A 16,758-nucleotide genomic window follows, 5' to 3' on the forward strand; every position below is an offset into this window, starting at 1 on the left:
GCCCGCCGTGTCCCGGCCCGTCACGCGGAGTCCTTCATCGCGCTCCAGCCGCCGTCCACGACCAGGCAGGCCCCGGTCACGTACGAGCTCTCCTCGCAGGCCAGGAAGGTCACCGCCGCGGCCACCTCGTCGGGGCGGCCGAACCGCGCGGCGGCGGTGCCGGCCACACTTCGACGGCGGTCCTCCTCGCCGATGCCGTTCCACGCGGGAGTGAGGATGGGCCCGGGGAGCACCGTGTTGACCCGCACCTCGGGGCCGTACTCCACGGCCAGCTGGCGGCCCAGCGAGACCAGGCCGCCCTTCGCGGCGGCGTAGGCGGGGTGGGCGGGCAGACCGGCCAGCGCGTGCACCGAAGAGCTCAGCACGACGGCGCCCCGGCTGTCCCGCAGGAGCCCGACGCAGGCGTTGACCGCCAGATACGTCGCCGTGAGGTTCACCGCGATCTGCCGGTCCCAGTCTCCCTCGGCCAGTTCGTGGGCGGGAGCCCGCACCACCACGCTGGCGTTGCTGTGCAGAACGTCCAGCCGGCCGAACTCGTCGCGCGCCGCCGCCGCGACGCGCCGCCAGGTGGCGGCGTCGGCGACGTCGCCGCCGATCGCCAGCACGCCCGGCCGGCCGGCGTCCTGCTCGGCCACGTCGACGGCGATCACCCGCGCCTCCTCGCGCAGGAAGCGGTCCACCACCGCGGCGCCGATGCCGGAGGCCGCGCCGGTCACCACCGCGACCTTTCCCCGCAGCAATCCACGTCCCATGATCTATGTCCCCCCGATGGTGCGAAGCCCGTCCCTGTGGACGGCCTCCACGGTCGGCCGGGCTCGTGCGTCGTCGTTCATCGCGATCAGTCAACCGGCTGGGACGGCCGCGGGGAATGTCCGAAGCTCGGGACTACCTGGACGATCCGATGGTGTGTGCCATACTGTGCCGATGCCGATAGAGGAGGGTTTCCGCAATCAGCGGCTGACCGTCGTCCCGCGCCGCGTCCTCGCCGACGCGCAGTCGCGCCCGGTGACCAGGCGTCTGGTGGTGACCGACTGCGGCTACTACCCCAACGCCACAGATCACCTGATGAACAGGCCAAACGGCACCGAGGAGACCATTCTCATCGTGTGTGTGACCGGTTCGGGGTGGGCGGAGGTCGACGGCGTCCAGCACCGCGTGGGGCCGAGCGCGGCCCTGGTGATCCCTCGCGGCGCCCCACACTCCTACGGCGCGTCCGCCGACACACCCTGGACGATCTGGTGGTGTCACTTGCGCGGCGGTGACCTACCCGAGCTGATCCGTGAGATCGGGGCGAGCCCGGCCCGGCCGATGATCCAGATCCGGAGACCCGACCGGGCGATCGCGCTGCTCGACGAGATCGTCACCATCCTGGAGCGCGACCACTCGCCGGCGAGCCTCATGGGGGCGGCGGGCGCGGCGTGGAAACTCCTCACCCAGATCGTGGTCGACCGCGCCATGCCCGCGCCGGGCGACCCGCTGCAGCGCGCCATGGCCTACCTGGCCGAGCGGCTGGACAGCACCGTGCGGGTCTCCGAACTGGCGGCACTGGTGGGCGTCTCGCCGTCCCACCTCAGCGCGCTGTTCCGCCGGGCGACCGGCGGCGGGGTGCTCGCGCATCACACGGCCCTGCGGATGGCGCAGGCCCGCAACCTCCTCGACACGACCGACGCGACCGTGGCCAGCATCGCCCACGAGGTCGGCTACCAGGACCCGTTCTACTTCTCCCGCCACTTCAAGCGGATGCACGAGGCCAGCCCCACCGACTACCGCAACCGCGCCAAGGGGTGACCCGGGCACGTCCGCCGGCCCGGGTCACAGCCGGTGGTGCAGCCCGTCACGCGGCCCGTCACGCGGCCGGTCACGCGGCCGGCGGCGGGCTGACGGCGCGCAGCAGCACCGACCGGTCCACGTCGAGCGACGGCGCCTCGACGCCCGCGAGCCGCAGCACCCGTCCCGGCAGGATCACCCCGTCGCGCTGCCACGGCGGAAGCATCGCGCCCGGCGCGGGCGGCGACCCGGGATGCACGGCGTGGACGGCGTAGAGGCGCTCGTCGTCGAGCCCCGGCAGCCGGATACGCCCGGGAGGCCACGTCGAGGGCCGTTCGACGACGCTGAACGCGTAGAGCGCCTCACTCCGGTCGGCCGCGACGACGCCCTCCAGGCGCAGGGCCGAGTCGGCGAGGTCGGCGTGCACGACCTCTCCCGAGTGCAGCAGAGCCCGGTTCTCCTTGTGGAACGCCACCCACCGCGCGAGCCCCGCCAGGGTCTCGTCGTCGGCGGTCAGCAGGTCGACCTCGACGCCCAGGTGGCCCCACAGCGCCTTCTCCGCCCGATAGTCGAGCGGATGAACGCGGTGGGTCGTGTGCGACTCCGCGGCGCCGATGTGGGTGCCCTGCATCTCAGGGGGCACCAGGAGGCCGGTCCACCGCTGGATCTCCAGGCGCTCGTGCGGGTCGTTGCAGTCGCTCGGCCAGATCCGGTCGGCGAACTCCAGCACGCCGAGGTCGGCACGCCCGCCGCCGCTGGCGCACGACTCGATCTCCAGCCCCGGATGCGCGGCCTTGAGGGCGGCCATCAGCCGGTAGACCTGCTCGACCTGCCGGCGCACTCCAGGCCGTCCATCGGGGCCGTGCCCGGCGTCGAGCAGATACCGGTTGTGGTCCCACTTGATGTAGGCGATGCCGAGCGATCCGACCAGGGCGCTCATCCGCTCGAAGACGTGAGCGTAGGCGCCGGGGTGGCCCAGGTCGAGGACATGCTGGTAGCGGGACGGGAGCCCGGGTCCGTGCCCGGCGGCGAAGATCCATTCCGGGTGGGCGCGGGCCAGTTCGGAGTCGAGGTTGACCATCTCCGGCTCGAACCAGAGCCCGAAGTCCATGCCGAGCTCCCGCACGCGGGCGACCAGCGGTTCCAGACCGCCGGGCCATACGGCGGGGTCGACCGTCCAGTCGCCCAGCGAGCTGGTGTCGTCTCTCCGGCCCAGGAACCAGCCGTCGTCCAGGACGAACCGCTCGGCCCCGATCCGCGCGCCGCGTTCGGCGAGCGCGGTCAAGGTGTCCAGGTCGTGCCGGAAGTAGACCGCCTCCCAGGTGTTCAACACGACGGGGCGGGGCGATCGGGGATGTTCCGGCCGCGACCGCAGGTGCCGATGGAAGCGTGCGGCGAGCTCGTCCAGCCCGACGCCCCATGACCCGTACTGCCACGGGCTCCGGTACGACTCGCCCTGGCCGAGCACGACCTCCTCGGCGAGCAGCGCCTCCCCCGCCGCGAGGTGCCGGGTGCCCGCCGGGGTCCGCTCGGCGGTGAGCACCTGGTTGCCGCTCCAAGCCAGATGCGTCGCCCACACCTGCCCGTGCCGGAACCCGAACCCCTCCTCTCCGGCGACCAGCAGCAGCGTGTGTTCGAGCCCGGGCTTGCCGCCGCGCGAGGCCCGCACCCACTCCCCCACGTGGAACGGCCGCCGCTGGGGCACGCGTTCGAGCGCCCAGCGGCCGGTCAGGTCGAGGATCTCCGTGGCCTCCGGCGGCACGGGCAGGGCGAGCTCCACGCCGTTGACGCGGTACGGCGTGGCGCCGTCGTTCCGTACGCGTATCCGCTGGCGCACGAGCCCGCTCGCGGCGAGCACCTGGATCTCGATCTCGGCGGCCAGTTCGTACTCCGGGTCGCGGGCGGCGCAGCGCAGTACGGGCCCGCCGTCCGCGACGGCGTCGAGGTGGTACGCCGCGTGCCGGAACCTGGGAGCCCAGCGGCGGCCGTCGCCGTCGCCGGTGAGTCCCGGCCGTCCGAGCCAGCCCTCCGCGAGCTGTGGAAGGACCGGCACGGGCTGGGGGTAGGTGACCACGCTGTCGCCGACGGCGGGCAGCGCGGCCCGCCGCAGGTCGGCGAGCGCCACATCGGTGAGCGCGCCGAGGTCCGGTCCCCAGTAGAGAACGCGCGGCAGCCTGCGGTCGTCGACGGCGACGACGAGGCCGGTGCCTCCCGCGCGCAGGTGAACCGGCACAGGCCGGCCGTCGTTCGTCACCGATTCGTCCACGGTTATCTCCGTCATGCCCGTCATGCCCGTCATCCTTTGAGTCCGCTGCTCGTGATGCCCGCGAAGAACTGCCGTTGCAGCACCAGGAAAACGATCACGAGCGGGATCGAGCACACGAACGCGCCGGCCATGAGGGTCGGGTAGTCCGTGCCGAACTGCCCCTGCAGGCCCGCCAGCCCGACCGGCAGCGGCCGGTTCTCCCCCGAGGGCGAGACGATGAGCGGCCAGAGCAGGTCGTTCCACGAATACAGGCCGGTCAGCACGGCGAGCGCGGCGAGCGTCGGCCTGGCCATCGGCAGCATGACGTGCCAGAAGACCTGGAAGGGGTTGGCGCCGTCCAGCCGCGCGGCCTCCTCGTAGTCCTTGGGCATCGTCCGGAACGCCTGCCGCATCAGGAACGTGCCGAACGCGGAGAACAGGCCGGGAATCGCCAGCGCCGGCAGCGTGTCCAGCAGTTTCAGACCGCGGATCAGCTCGTACTGGCCGATCAGGAAGAGCTGGCTCGGCACCATCAGCATGAGGACGAACAGGCCGAACAGCGGCTCACGCCCCCGGAAGGGGATGCGGGCGAAGGCGTACCCGGCGAGCGAGGCGATCGCCAGCTGGCCGGCGACCCGCAGCACCAGAGCGCCCGCCGAGACGCCGAACATCGACCAGAACGGCACGGTCGAGAAGAACGTCTCGAACGCGTGCGGGCTGAAGGTCTCCGGCAGGACCGTCGGCGGAAACCTGGTCGCCTCGGCGGTCGTCTTGAACATGGTGAGGATCTGCCAGACGAACGGCACCACCATGACGACCGCCGCGACGATGAGAAGCACGTGGATCGGCCAGCGCGTGACCGGCCCGACGCGGCGGCCGGGACGCCGTCGGGCACGTGCGGCGGGCTCAGCCATAGAACACCCACGATCGTTGGAGCCGGAACTGCAGGGCCGTGGCCAGCATGATCACGAGGAGTAGCACGATCGCGATCGCGGCGCCGTAACCCTGGTGGAACTGGACGAACGCCTTCTCGTAGAAGAGGTAGACGATCGTCTTCGAGTCGGCGAGCGCCGTGTTGTTCACCCCGCGCAGCATGACGAAGATCAGGTCGAACATCTGCAGGGCGGCGATCACGCTGAGGGTCGTCACGAAGAAGATGCTCGGGGTGAGCAGCGGCACGGTGATGTGGACGAACTGGCGGACGCGGCCGGCGCCGTCGAGGGCGGAGGCCTCGTAGAGGTCCTTGGGGATGGCCCGCAACCCGGCACCCAAGATGATCATGTTGATGCCGAGGCTCATCCAGAGGCCGACGACGCCGAACGCGTAGATCGTGAACCGGGGGTCGGCCACCCAGAACTGCCCGGACACGCCGAACCACGACAACACGGTGTTCAGCAGCCCGAAGTCGCCGTTGTAGACGAACCGCCAGACCATGCCGACGGCGACCGGCAAGGTGACCACCGGGAGGAAGAAGAGCACCCGGTAGATCGCACGGCCCCGGCCGGCCTGCTCGATCAGAGCGGCCAGCACCACGGCGAGGGGGACGCCGAGCAGGATGATCACGGTGTAGAGGGCGGAGTTGCCGAACGCCTTCCAGAACTCCTCGTCGTGCAGCAGGGCCGTGTAGTTGTCCATCCCGACGAAGGTCGCGGGCCCGAACGCCGGGACGTCCTCGAAGCTCTTCAGGAAGGTGGACAGGAACGGCCACACGTAGAGGGCGGCCAGGCCGAGCACCGCGGGGGCGACGAACACGGCCGCCCACCAGCCGCTTGGTTCGCTGGCGCCCGCGCGGCGGCCGGCCGGCCGCCGCGCGGGCGGAGTCGTCGGGGACGTCATTTCTCCGCGAGCACCTTGTCCACCGCGTCCTGGTATTCCTTGGCCGCCTGTTCCACCGGCTTCTCACCGTTCCACGCGGGCGTGAGGTACTGGGCGGCGAGGCCCTGCCACTCGGAGGCGTTGCCGGCGACCGGGAGCGGCACGCTGTAGTCGACGGCGTCGATGAAGACCTGCAGGTGGAACTCGGGCATCGCCTTCAGCCACGGCTCCTGGGTGCCCTTGTAGGCGGGCAGTACGGTGCCGGTGGCCGCCTGGATCTCGGCGGCCCGGGTGCCGCCGAGGAAGGCCAGGAACTTCTTCAGCTCCTCAGGGTGCTTGCTGCCCGCGTACCCGGCGTTGCCGATGCCGCTGGTGACCGTGGCGCGCTTCACGCCCTGGGGCAGCGGCGCGACGTCGATCTTGCCCTGCAGGTCGGGGTTCTTGTGGAAGCGCAGCGCCCAGTAGGCGCCGGAGAAGTACATGGCGACCTTCTGGTTCTCGAACATCGAGACGGCTTCGGTGTCCGACAACTGCTTCAGCGTCGGCGAGACGCCGGCCGCCTGCAGGTCGGTCCAGAACTTCAGACCGGCGACGCCGGCCGGGCTCGCGAAGTCGGACGCGGTGCCCTGGGAGTCGACGATCTGCCCGCCGGCCTGGAGGATCGTGTTGTAGTAGCCGCCCTGCGGGTCGATCGGCGCCGCGATGCCCCACACGCCCTTGGCCTTGTCGGTGAGCTTCCTCGCGGCGTCCTGCACGTTCTTCCAGGTCCAGGTGTCGTCGGGGTAGGCGACCTTGGCGGCGTCGAACAGCGCCTTGTTGTACCAGATGCCGTTGGTGTCGAAGTCCTTGGGCAGCGCGAAGATCTTGCCCTCGTAGGTGTAGGAGTCGGACACGGCCTTGGGATAGACGCTCATGTCGATCCCGGCGGCCTTCACCGTGCCGGACAGGTCGATGAGCTGACCGCCCTTCGCGTACTCGCGGAAGTGGTCGGCGAGCATCCAGAACGCGTCGGGCGCGGTGCCGCCCGCGGCGCCGACCTGGAGCGTCGACCAGTACTCCGTCCACGGCAGCGTCTGGATCTTGATGTCGATGTTCGGGTTGGCCTTCTCGAACTCCGCCGCGATCTGTTCCATCGCCGGAGACTGATCCTCGCTCCAGTTGGCGTAGGTGAGGGTGATCTTCTCCGTCGGCGGGGCGCCGGACCCGCCACCCGAGCAGGCGGTGAGGAGTGCCGTCGCCGCGGCCAGCGCCGCGGCGGCCGTCCACTTGCTTTTCATGGTGTTCCTCTGATCGTGCTGCGCGCCGGTCGCGGTGACCGGCGCGGGTTACCGGATTGGGGGCGTGACGTGCAGGGTCGTGTCGACCCAGTCGACGTGCACACCGGTGTCGGCCGGGGTCGCCGACTCGCTCCGCAGGCAGAGGGTCTGAGCACCTCGGACGTCGAGGTGGAAGACGGTGACGGGCTTGCCCGCCTCGACCACGGCGGTGAATATCTCGCGGTCGTCGGCCAGGACGGCGACCGCCGCCCGGCCGGCCGACTCGTCGTCCACGCCGACCGCGCCCGTGAACGTCGTGGCGTGCCCGCCGAGATGGAATCGCGCCTCGGAGTAGGGCGCCGTGCCGAGACCACGGTCGAATCCCTGACCCGCGACGCGCAGGGGCCGTCCGTCCCCGGGGTTGCCGCCGCCGTTCGACTGGTCGCGCTCGACGGGGCCGTCGTCGTTGACGAAGGCGAGCATCGGCAGGCCGGACAGCGCGTGGCTCCCCGGTTCCAGCGGGCGCACCACCCGAGCGTGCGCGATCACCGGAACCACGCCGTCGCCGTCCCGCTCGACGGTCACGACGCCGAGGTGGCCGGGCGGCAGAGAGGGGGCGGGGCGGACCGCCCATCCGGTGTCGCCGGCGCGCCGCGCCGTCCATCCGGGGGGAAGGCGCAGCCGGGCGTCGGCGTCGGTGGTCAGCGACGCCACCCCGTCCGGTCCGACCTCGGCCACGGCCGGTCGCACGGCCGGCGCCGGACGGACCGGCCGCGCCGCGGACCGGAACAGGTCGGCGTCCGCCGGCGCCACGATGGCGACGAAGCCGCCGTCGCGGGCGACCTCGACGTCCACCCCGTGGCCGGCGGTCGTCGTGGTCTCCGCGAGCCCCGTCGCCGGGACCTCGTCGCCGGCCGGTGACGCGTCGCCGACGATCCAGACCTGGGCGGCCGGTCCCACGCCGAGCTCGGCGAACGGCACGTGGACTGTCCTGGCCGGCCCGGTGGCGATGCCTCCCACGAACCACCGGTCGCCGTACCGTCGCGCGACGACCGCGTGGCTGTCGGGGTCGCCCGACAACAGCACCGTCTCCTCCCAGTACGGGGCCAGTTCGGCCAGGAACCGGGCGGCGGGCGGGCGGGCGGTGTAGGCGTCGACGTGGCCCGCGAAGTGGGTGATCCCGCATTCGAACGCCACCGAGAGTCCCAGCTCGTGGCCGTCGCTGGTCGTGCGGTTCCCGGCGCCGAAGGCGACCGGCGTGGCGTCCATCGCCCCGGCGATGTTGCGGGTGAACGGCTGGATGACGTTGTGCGCGGCGGTGAGCGCCTGGTTCTCGAAGAACACGTAGTATTCGGCGCCGCGGATCGCCTCGTACCCGATCACCTGGGGCCACGTGCGCGCCCAGCCGCGCGGGATGACCGAACCGTGGAAATTCACCATGAGTCCGAGCCGCGCGGTCTCGGTGAGGATCGTGTCGTACCAGCGGTAGCGGTCCTTGGACTCCGACTCCATGAAGTCGACCTTGATCCCGGCGACGCCCCACGACCGCCACAGCGCGAGCTTCCGCAGAGCCTCGGGGCCGTTGAGGTCACGCCAGACGGCCCACAGATGCACCTGGACGCCCCGGCGGCCGGCATAGGCGACGATCTCCGGCACCCACGTCTCGTCCCATCCGCAGTCGATGAGCAGGTGCTCCCAGCCGAGGCCGGCGGCGACGTCGACGAAGTGCTTCTGCTTCTCCAGTTGCGCGCCCGAGTAGAAGTCCGACCACCATGACCACGCCGCGCGCCCCGGGCGGACCCAGGCCGCCTCCTCCAGCTCGGGCGAGGCGGGCGGCGCCAGCTCCTCGACGAGCAGCGAGGACACCAGCCGCGGCAGGGTCCCGACGAGGAAGACCCGCCAGGGGGTGACGGGGCCGCGGGCCACCTCGACGGCGTCGTCCGCGAATGTGAACCGCAGTGTCCGCCCGCCGTCCGCATCGGGTTCGCCCGCCCGGAGGTGCGCCCCGGCGAACCGCCCGTCGATGGCCGACTCGGTGATCAGGACGTGCCGCTCCGCGTCGAGCCGGGTGAGGAGGGGAAGCCCGTACGCGCCGGCGGACAGTTCGGCCGTTCCCGCTCCGTAGCGGGGCGTCTCGTACCAGGTCTGGTAGTCGAGCACCCAGCTCCTCGACCCGGCGGGCAGGGTGACGGCGGTGCGGTCACCGGTCACGCGGACGGTGCCGTCCAGCGCGGGCAACGCGTAGCGGATCGCGACTCCGTCGCGGGCGACCCGCATGATGACCTGCCACTCGGCGCCGCCGGCCTCCCGGAAGGCGTGGACGACCTCGCGGTGCTCGTAACCGTGCTCGCCCACGGCCTTGCCCGAGTGGGCGCGGAAGCGGTCGCGGACCGTGTGCTCCGCGACCCGTACGAGCTCGGAATCGGCGCCGAACTCCGTGCCGCCGGCCACGAAGCCGAGCGGCACTTCGTCGAGCACGCGCGTCCCGTTCCAGGTGACGGTGAGCGAGACACCGTTGTCCGCGTTCCGGATCCAGGCGCTCACCGCGCCCTCGGCCGTCACCGGCCCGGAAGCTGCTTCGTCGGTCACCTGGTTCTCCATCGGGTGCGGCGGGCATGCGTGTGTGGCGAGCGACCGCCACATATCGATGACGGTATCGGCCAGACCATAAGTGGCCATATGGGCTTTCGCAGTGACATTTCGACGACAGGGGCAGGCGGTGCCGTGCCGGAATCCGCCACCCGGGTCTCGGTGATCACCGACGGGGTGGGCGGGAGTCGTCGTCGCCCTGAACCGTGCGACATCTGGCCTCCGGCTGGGGAGAGGAATGGACTTCACTGAGACGCGACCGCTCGCGTGAAGTAACTATGAGCCCAGCTCGGAGGTGACAGGAATGGTGGAACCGGCGAACCGGCTGGACGATCCGACTATCGTCGGAGTCTTCCCAGCCGGTTCCAGGGGCCGCCGATGCGGCGATGACGGCACGTCGCCGTCGTGGTCGGGGAGGGTGTGTGCCGAACGCCTGCCCAGGCCCGCTCAGGCGGCCAGGAGCCGGTCGAGCTCGGCCGGGCCCGCGTTGCCGCCGGTGCAGACGACGGCGACCTCGCGCCCGGCGAACTCCGAGCGGCGGGCCAGCAGGGCGGCCAGGGCGGCGGCGCCCGCCCCCTCGGCCAGGGTGTGCGCCTCGGTCAGCAGGATCCGCTGGGCGCGGAGGATCTCGTCGTCGTCCACCAGCGTGAAGTCGTCGAGACCGCCGCGGAGCACCGCCTGCGTGGACGCGAACCCCGCCCCGGTCGCCAGGCCGTCCACCACGGTCTTCACCGGCCGGGTCACCAACTCGCCGAGCCGCCACGAGTCGTACGCGGCGGGCGCCTGGGCCGACTGGACGCCGATCACCCGGCACGACGGCGCGATCGCGCGGGCCACCAGGCAGGCGGCCATGGCCCCGCTGCCGCTCCCGATGGGCACGAACACCGCCTCGATGCCGGGCCTGGCCGCGAGGATCTCGGCGTAGAGCGTGGCCACCCCGGCGATGATCTCCGGCTCGTCGGCCGGGCTGACCAGCCGCATGTCCCGCCGCTCGGCCAGCTCGCGGGCGTGGCCGGCGCACTCGCCCAGGTGGGCGCCCGCGATGACGACCTCGGCGCCGAGCGCCTCGACGGCGGCGACCTTGGCCGGGTTCGGGTCCTCGGGCATGACGATCGAGCAGGGCACTCCGAAGAGACGGGCGGCGTACGCCAGCGACTGGGCGTGGTTGCCGGTCGAGTATCCGACGACGCCGCGCTCGCGATCGGGCATGCGGGCCAGCAGGGTGATCCCGCCGCGGACCTTGAACGCCCCGGTGGGCTGGACGTTCTCGTGCTTCACGTGCACCCGCGCCCCGACGACGGCGTTCAGCACCGGATAGGACCACATGGGCGTCTCGGGAAGGTGGGAGGCCAGCAGCCGCCGGGCCTCAAGCACGTCACGCATGTCCGTCATGCCGTTCAGCCTGCTTCCGCCCGGCCCATAAGTCCAACTCAACTTCGCTCGTCAACCCATAGACGTGATTGATAAATTGCGGACATGCTGGATGTGGGACGGCTGCGCGTGCTGGTCGCGGTGGCGCGCACCGGTTCGGTGACCGCGGCGGCGCGGGAACTGCACTACTCCCAGCCGTCGGTCAGCCATCACCTGGCCCGGCTGGAGGCGGAGACGGGCGCCAAGCTGGTCCAGCGGGCCGGCCGGGGCATCCGGCTGACCGACGCCGGGCTCCTGCTCGCCGAGCGCGCGGCCGAGATCATGGGCCGGCTCGACTCCGCCGCCGCGGAGCTCGCCGCGCACGCCGGGCTGCGGGCGGGACGGGTGCGGCTCGCGGCGTTCCCGTCGGCCCTCGGCACCTTCGTGCCCACCGCGGCCGTGCGGCTCGCCGCCGCGCACCCCGGGCTCGACCTGCGGCTCGCCGAGGCGGAGCCGCCCGAGGCCCTGCGCATGCTGCGCGACGGCGAGGTGGACGTGGCCGTCGTGTTCTCGTACGGCGAGACCGGCCCCGAAGAGGATGGCGTCCGGATGACCGCGCTGCTGGACGATCCCGGCTATCTCGTCACGCCCGCCGACGGGCCCGCGCAGGAGGACAGAGCGGGGCTCGCCGGGCACACGTCGTCACGGTGGATCGCGGGCTGCGAACGGTGCCGCATTCACCTGCTCCACGTGTGCGCCGAGGTGGGCTTCACGCCGCGGATCTCGTTCACGACCGACGACTACGTGGCCGTGCAGGCGATGGTGGCCGCCGGCCTCGGCGTGGCCTTCCTCCCGGGGCTGGCGTTGTCGGCCCATCTGCGTCCCGGCCTCCGGGTGACGGAGGTGCCGGGATCGACGCGGCGGGTCTTCGCCGCGACGTACGGCGAGCCACCCGACCCGCCCCCCACCGCCGCCCTGGTCGCCGCCCTCGTGGCCGGGTCTCCCGACGTCGTCCGGCGGCCCGCGGCCGGGCGGTGAAAACCGCGTGGCGCGACGACCGGACGCGTTCGTACCATCGCGGCATGCCCTCACCCACGAGTCTCGCGCTGTTCGCGATCGCCACACTCGCGCTCCTGCTGGTCCCCGGGCCCGCCGTGATCTACATCGTCACCCGCAGCGTCGCCCAGGGCCGTACGGCCGGGCTCGTATCGGTCCTCGGCGTGCACACCGGGTCACTCGTCCACATCGCGGCGGCCGCCCTCGGTGTCAGCGCGCTGCTCGCCGCGTCGGCCACCGCGTTCGCCCTGGTCAAGTATCTGGGCGCGGCCTATCTCGTCTACCTCGGCGTCCGCAAGCTCATGACCAGGCAGGAGGCGGAGCCGGCCGAGATCAGCCGGGCCTCGTCCGCCCGGCTGTTCGGCGAGGGCTTCGTCGTCAACGTGCTCAACCCGAAGACCGCGATCTTCTTTCTGGCGTTCCTGCCGCAGTTCACCGACCCGTCCAGGGGCCCGCTCGCGCCGCAGATCGTGCTGCTCGGCCTGATCTGGGTGATCCTCGGAATGGCCAGCGACGGCTCCTACGCCCTGCTGTCCTCGGCGCTGGCCGGCTGGATGCGCTCGTCGGCCCGGGTCCGCAGGCGGCTCGACGTGGGCAGCGGCGTGGTCTACCTCGGCCTGGGCGCCGTGGCCGCCCTCACCACCGAGGGGGCCAAGAAGCTCTAGGCATGACATTTGTACCGGCGAGAACAGGATGCCTGATCCTTACCCGATCGCCGGGGTCTCGGGGAGTCTGGACACATCGCCGAGTCCGTTCAGGAGGTCCCCCGATGGCGCAGGCAGCCACCGCCGACAGCACCACGACCACCACCTCCTCCTCCGCCACCGCTCCTTTGTCCGCTCCCCCGGCCGCTCCCCCGGCCGCTCCCCCGGCCGCTTCCCCGGCCACTCCGCGGGCCGTCCGGACGGGCGGCGGGCCGGGCCGCACGCTGGCGGCGCTGGCGGTCGACATCGCCCTGCCGATCGGCGGCTACTACCTCCTGCACGGCGCCCTGGGGCTGAGCGAGGTGCTCGCCCTGGCCCTCACCTCGCTCGTCCCGGCGGTCCGCACGGTGACGGAACTGGTCTGGAACCGTCGCGTCAACGGACTTGCCGGACTGGTGCTGGCGGTCAACGTCCTCAGCATCGCGCTCAGCTTCGTCACCGGCGACGCCCGCATGATGATCGCCAAGGACTCCGCCCTGACGTGCATCGTCGGCCTGGGCATGCTCGGCTCCGCGTTCACCGCGCGTCCCCTCATGGGAACGGCGCTGCGACTCTGGATCACCAGGGGGAACCCCGCGCGGGAGGACGCCTGGGACCGGTTGTCCGCCGAGTCTTCGCGCTTCCTGCGGATGACGCGGCTCCACACCGGCATCTGGGGGGTGACCCTGACGGTGGAGTGCTGCGCCCGGATCGTCCTCGCCTACGTCCTGCCGGTGTCCACCATGGTGTGGATGTCGACGGTGATCCTCGTTGTCGCGACCGCGTTCGGGCTCGTCGTGAGCGGATTCGCGGTCAACCCGATCCTGGCCATGATGAGGGCCGAGCGCCGCTGAGACCGCCGGCCGGAAAGGAAGGCACATGCGCGCGAAGGGCATCAACTACGACACCGGGTTCTTCCCCGGCGGCCGGAACACCCGGGAGGAGTTCGACCCGGACGCGGTGCGGCGCGAGATGCGGGTCATCGCCGGCGACCTGCGCTGCACCGCGGTACGGATCACCGGCGGCGACCCCGGGAGGATCGCCGTGGCGGCCCGGCACGCCGCCGACGCGGGACTTGAGGTGTGGTTCGCGCCGTTCCCCTGCGAGATGACCCCCGCCGAGCTGCTCCCGTTCTTCGCCGACTGCGCCGAGCGCGCGGAGGCGATCCGTCGTGACGGCGCCGACGTGGTGCTGGTCACCGGCTGCGAGATGAGCCTGTTCGCCTCCGGGTTCATCCCGGGCGAGACGTCCTTCGACCGGATCGAGGCGGCCCTGTCGGGGAATCCGGAGGTGTACGCCAAGCTCGCCGACCTCCCGGCCCGGCTCAACGCCTTCCTCGCCGAGACCTCCGGCGCGGTCCGCGGGGTGTTCGGCGGGCCGGTGACGTACGCCTCCGGGGAGTGGGAGGAGATCGACTGGAGTCCGTTCGACATCGTGTCGGTGGACGCGTACCGCGACGAGCGCAATGCCGCCACCTACGGCGATGAGCTGCGGTCGCGGACGAGGCACGGCAAGCCGCTCGCGGTCACCGAGTTCGGCACGTGCGCCTACACAGGGGCGGGCACACGTGGCGGGCTGGCCTGGACGATCGTCGACTGGGCCGCCGACCGGCCGCGGCTGAACGGCGACTACGTCCGCGACGAGGACGAGCAGGTGCGCTACCTGCGCGAGTCGCTCGCCGTGTTCGACGAGGAGGGGGTGGACGCCGCCTTCTGGTTCACCTTCGCCGGGTTCGGCCTCCCCCACGACCCGGACGCGCGGTTCGACCTCGACATGGCCTCGTACGGCGTCGTGCGGATCGGGAAGGACGGCCGGCAGGAGCCGAAGAAAGTCTTCCACGCGCTCGCGGAGGCCTACGCCTGACAGGCCGGCGGACCCGGTGCTCCGCCGGGATGGCACAGTGGGACGGTGACGATCCGCGGGGTGCTGTTCGACATCGATGACACGATCTTCGACTACTCGGCCTCCGAGCGGACCGGCCTGGTCGGCCATCTGGCGGCCGAGGGACTGCTGGAGTGGTTCCCCACGCCGGACGACGCGGTCGTGATCTGGCGGCAGATCATGGACGAGGAGTACACCCGATGCCTGGCCGGCGAGATGACGTTCGAGGAGCAGCAGCTCGTCCGGACCAGGCGTTTTCTCACGCACATCGGGCGGCTGCCCGAGGGAGGGCTGTCCGACGCGGAGGCGGCCGCCTGGTTCGCCAGGTATGTGGGGTTCCGTGAGGCGGCGTGGGCGGCGTTCCCGGACGCCGAGCCCGTTCTGCGGAAGCTCGGCACGCGCTTCCGGCTCGGCGTCGTGTCGAACTCCTCGCTCGCCCACCAGCGGCGCAAGCTGCGGACGGTGGGGCTGCTCGGCCATTTCGGCGAGGCGATCGTCTGCTCGATCGAGCACGGCGTGCCCAAGCCCGAGCCCGGCATCTTCCTGACCGGCTGCGCCCTGCTCGGGCTGCCGCCCCATCAGGTGGCGTACGTCGGCGACCGGCTCGACGTGGACGCGCTCGGCGCGCTGGCGGCGGGGCTGCGGCCCTACTGGATCGACCGGACGGCGCTCGGCGTGATCGACGGGCTCGACGGGCTCGACGAGATCGCGGGGATCGACGGGATCACCGTCATCCGGAGCCTCGACGAGCTCGCCGCCGACCTGCTGGGGCCCTGAGGCGACGGCTGACCCGCCGTGATCAAGGCCGTCCCTGGATCATGGCGTGGGTGCCGGTCGTACGCCAGGGGCGGCCGGCCGCGTCGAGGGCCGCGAGAACAGGCTCGGGCACACCGACGAGCGCGTCCGACTTCAGCGTGCGCAGCGCCACCAGGGGTCCGGGGAAATAGCCGGTGACCTCGGCGAACGGAGTCAAGGCCGGCCACATCAGGTCGCCGACGAGCCTCCGGTAGTTCAGGTCGCCCTTGGTGATGGTGAGGGACGCCGCGGCGAACTCGGCACGCAGGTCGTCCGGCATGTCGCGGTACGGCAGCGGGGCGCACGCGAACGGATGGGCACGCAGCGCGAGACGCCCCGAGCCCGTCGCGGCCCACAGCCGGCCGCCGGCCTTGCCCGCCTCGCCCGGGGCGTCGGCCAGCCGCCGCAGGCCCGCCGCGACGTCGGCCGGCGTGGCGTCCGACACGAAGTAGGGCTGCGGCTTGACGTGCAGCACCGCCCGCTCCGCCAGGCCCTCGGCGAGGAGGTGGTCGGCGAGCAGCAGGTCGGGCAGCAGTTCCCGGCCCGCGTTGTCGGCCACGATGACGACCGTTCCCGGCGGCCGGCCGCGCAGCAGCGACCAGAGCAGCTCGGTGTCGTCGACGACGAGGCCGTCGGCGCGCTCGTCGTGGTCGTCGTCCGTCAGGGTGACCGCGAACGACAGGTCCGCGCGGTTGCCCCACAGGGAGCCCAGCAGGAGCGCCGCGGCCCGCTCCGCGGCGGGCAGCGCGGCCGTTTCGTCGAGGGCCGCCAGCTCGCCGTCGACCACGGAACCGGCCAGCTCGGCCTGCTTCATCGGCCCGAACGGGTCCACCCCGCGCCACGGGCCGTCGCCGAAGTAGCCGGTGGCGTCGAGCAGCTTGCGGTAGAAGTAGCTCTCGGCCCACAGGAACGGCGCGTCGACGTACCGGCCGCCGAGCCTGCCCCGGCCCCACTCGGCCCACGCGGCGTGGTCGTGCTCCGACGGGTCGAGCGGCTTCATGACGTCGCACACGACCTCGTCCAGCAGCCGGTCCAGCGCGCCGTGCCGGTCGGGCGTCCAGGGCAGGGCCTGCCTGACCTGCTCGATCAGGACGGGGTGCCGGTCGCGGAACACCGTCAGCGCGTACGAGCCCGGCACGTTGCCCAGGATCGGCGGCGCCTGCGGCTCCGTGTCGCCGTACGCGTGGCTCATTTCCGGACATCCTCCCGAGCGTTGGAACCTTCAGCCAAGTTAAGCGCAGGGCCGGCCGACACCGAAAAGGCGGTCGGGAGTTCGGGGGCCTGCCTGCCGCAACACGTTCCGGTTGCGGCCCTCTCCGGG

At 72.0% G+C, this 16,758-nt stretch carries 14 protein-coding genes; 6 read left to right on the forward strand and 8 right to left on the reverse strand.

Annotation, left to right across the window (positions count from 1 at the left end; genetic code table 11):
• Nucleotides 1-20: 20 nt before the first annotated feature.
• A complete protein-coding gene (locus tag JOL79_RS19105; RefSeq protein WP_210157207.1) occupies nt 21-752 on the reverse strand; it encodes an SDR family NAD(P)-dependent oxidoreductase in 732 nt (243 codons plus the stop codon).
• A gap of 172 nt (nt 753-924) precedes the next feature.
• On the opposite strand from JOL79_RS19105, the gene JOL79_RS19110 reads away from it, so the two are divergent.
• Nucleotides 925-1,788, forward strand: coding sequence for an AraC family transcriptional regulator (locus JOL79_RS19110; RefSeq protein ID WP_210157208.1), 864 nt, complete (start codon nt 925-927; stop codon nt 1,786-1,788).
• A gap of 70 nt (nt 1,789-1,858) precedes the next feature.
• On the opposite strand, the gene JOL79_RS19115 is transcribed toward JOL79_RS19110, so the two are convergent.
• The 6 genes from JOL79_RS19115 to JOL79_RS19140 all read right to left on the reverse strand — a co-directional run bounded on the left by JOL79_RS19115 (nt 1,859) and on the right by JOL79_RS19140 (nt 11,064).
• Nucleotides 1,859-4,057: an alpha-galactosidase gene (locus tag JOL79_RS19115; protein WP_307848611.1), complete on the reverse strand. Its 2,199-nt coding sequence runs from the start codon at nt 4,055-4,057 to the stop codon at nt 1,859-1,861.
• A 5-nt stretch (nt 4,058-4,062) separates the two neighbouring features.
• On the reverse strand, nt 4,063-4,926 hold the full coding sequence (locus tag JOL79_RS19120) for a carbohydrate ABC transporter permease (RefSeq protein ID WP_210157209.1): 864 nt from the start codon (nt 4,924-4,926) through the stop codon (nt 4,063-4,065).
• A complete protein-coding gene (locus JOL79_RS19125; RefSeq protein ID WP_210157210.1) occupies nt 4,919-5,848 on the reverse strand; it encodes a carbohydrate ABC transporter permease in 930 nt (309 codons plus the stop codon). The genes JOL79_RS19120 and JOL79_RS19125 overlap by 8 nt, the downstream gene beginning before the upstream one ends.
• Nucleotides 5,845-7,104 (reverse strand): ABC transporter substrate-binding protein, encoded by a 1,260-nt coding sequence (locus JOL79_RS19130; protein WP_210157211.1) that lies wholly within the window; start codon nt 7,102-7,104, stop codon nt 5,845-5,847. The genes JOL79_RS19125 and JOL79_RS19130 overlap by 4 nt, the downstream gene beginning before the upstream one ends.
• 48 nt (nt 7,105-7,152) lie before the next feature.
• On the reverse strand, nt 7,153-9,672 hold the full coding sequence (locus tag JOL79_RS19135) for a glycoside hydrolase family 97 catalytic domain-containing protein (protein ID WP_210157212.1): 2,520 nt from the start codon (nt 9,670-9,672) through the stop codon (nt 7,153-7,155).
• Nucleotides 9,673-10,119: 447 nt separating this feature from the next.
• Nucleotides 10,120-11,064, reverse strand: a complete 945-nt coding sequence (locus JOL79_RS19140) for a threonine ammonia-lyase (RefSeq protein WP_210157213.1) — start codon at nt 11,062-11,064, stop codon at nt 10,120-10,122.
• A gap of 84 nt (nt 11,065-11,148) precedes the next feature.
• On the opposite strand from JOL79_RS19140, the gene JOL79_RS19145 reads away from it, so the two are divergent.
• The 5 genes from JOL79_RS19145 to JOL79_RS19165 all read left to right on the forward strand — a co-directional run bounded on the left by JOL79_RS19145 (nt 11,149) and on the right by JOL79_RS19165 (nt 15,419).
• Nucleotides 11,149-12,060, forward strand: a complete 912-nt coding sequence (locus JOL79_RS19145; RefSeq protein ID WP_210157214.1) for a LysR family transcriptional regulator — start codon at nt 11,149-11,151, stop codon at nt 12,058-12,060.
• Nucleotides 12,061-12,104: 44 nt separating this feature from the next.
• Entirely contained in the window at nt 12,105-12,743 is a 639-nt protein-coding gene (locus JOL79_RS19150) for a LysE family translocator (protein WP_210157215.1), read from the forward strand.
• 104 nt (nt 12,744-12,847) lie between these two features.
• Complete coding sequence (locus JOL79_RS19155) at nt 12,848-13,615, forward strand: VC0807 family protein (RefSeq protein WP_210157216.1); 768 nt, start codon at nt 12,848-12,850, stop codon at nt 13,613-13,615.
• A gap of 25 nt (nt 13,616-13,640) precedes the next feature.
• On the forward strand, nt 13,641-14,624 hold the full coding sequence (locus JOL79_RS19160) for a glycoside hydrolase family 113 protein (RefSeq protein WP_210157217.1): 984 nt from the start codon (nt 13,641-13,643) through the stop codon (nt 14,622-14,624).
• A gap of 45 nt (nt 14,625-14,669) precedes the next feature.
• Nucleotides 14,670-15,419, forward strand: coding sequence for an HAD family hydrolase (locus JOL79_RS19165; protein WP_210157218.1), 750 nt, complete (start codon nt 14,670-14,672; stop codon nt 15,417-15,419).
• Between the two features lie 22 nt (nt 15,420-15,441).
• Here the strand turns inward: JOL79_RS19165 and JOL79_RS19170 are convergent, their stop codons facing one another.
• Nucleotides 15,442-16,629, reverse strand: a complete 1,188-nt coding sequence (locus tag JOL79_RS19170; protein ID WP_210157219.1) for a damage-control phosphatase ARMT1 family protein — start codon at nt 16,627-16,629, stop codon at nt 15,442-15,444.
• Nucleotides 16,630-16,758 lie beyond the last annotated feature (129 nt).

The organism is Microbispora oryzae (assembly GCF_017896165.1).
In the GTDB taxonomy this organism is placed as follows: Bacteria; Actinomycetota; Actinomycetes; order Streptosporangiales; family Streptosporangiaceae; genus Microbispora; species Microbispora oryzae.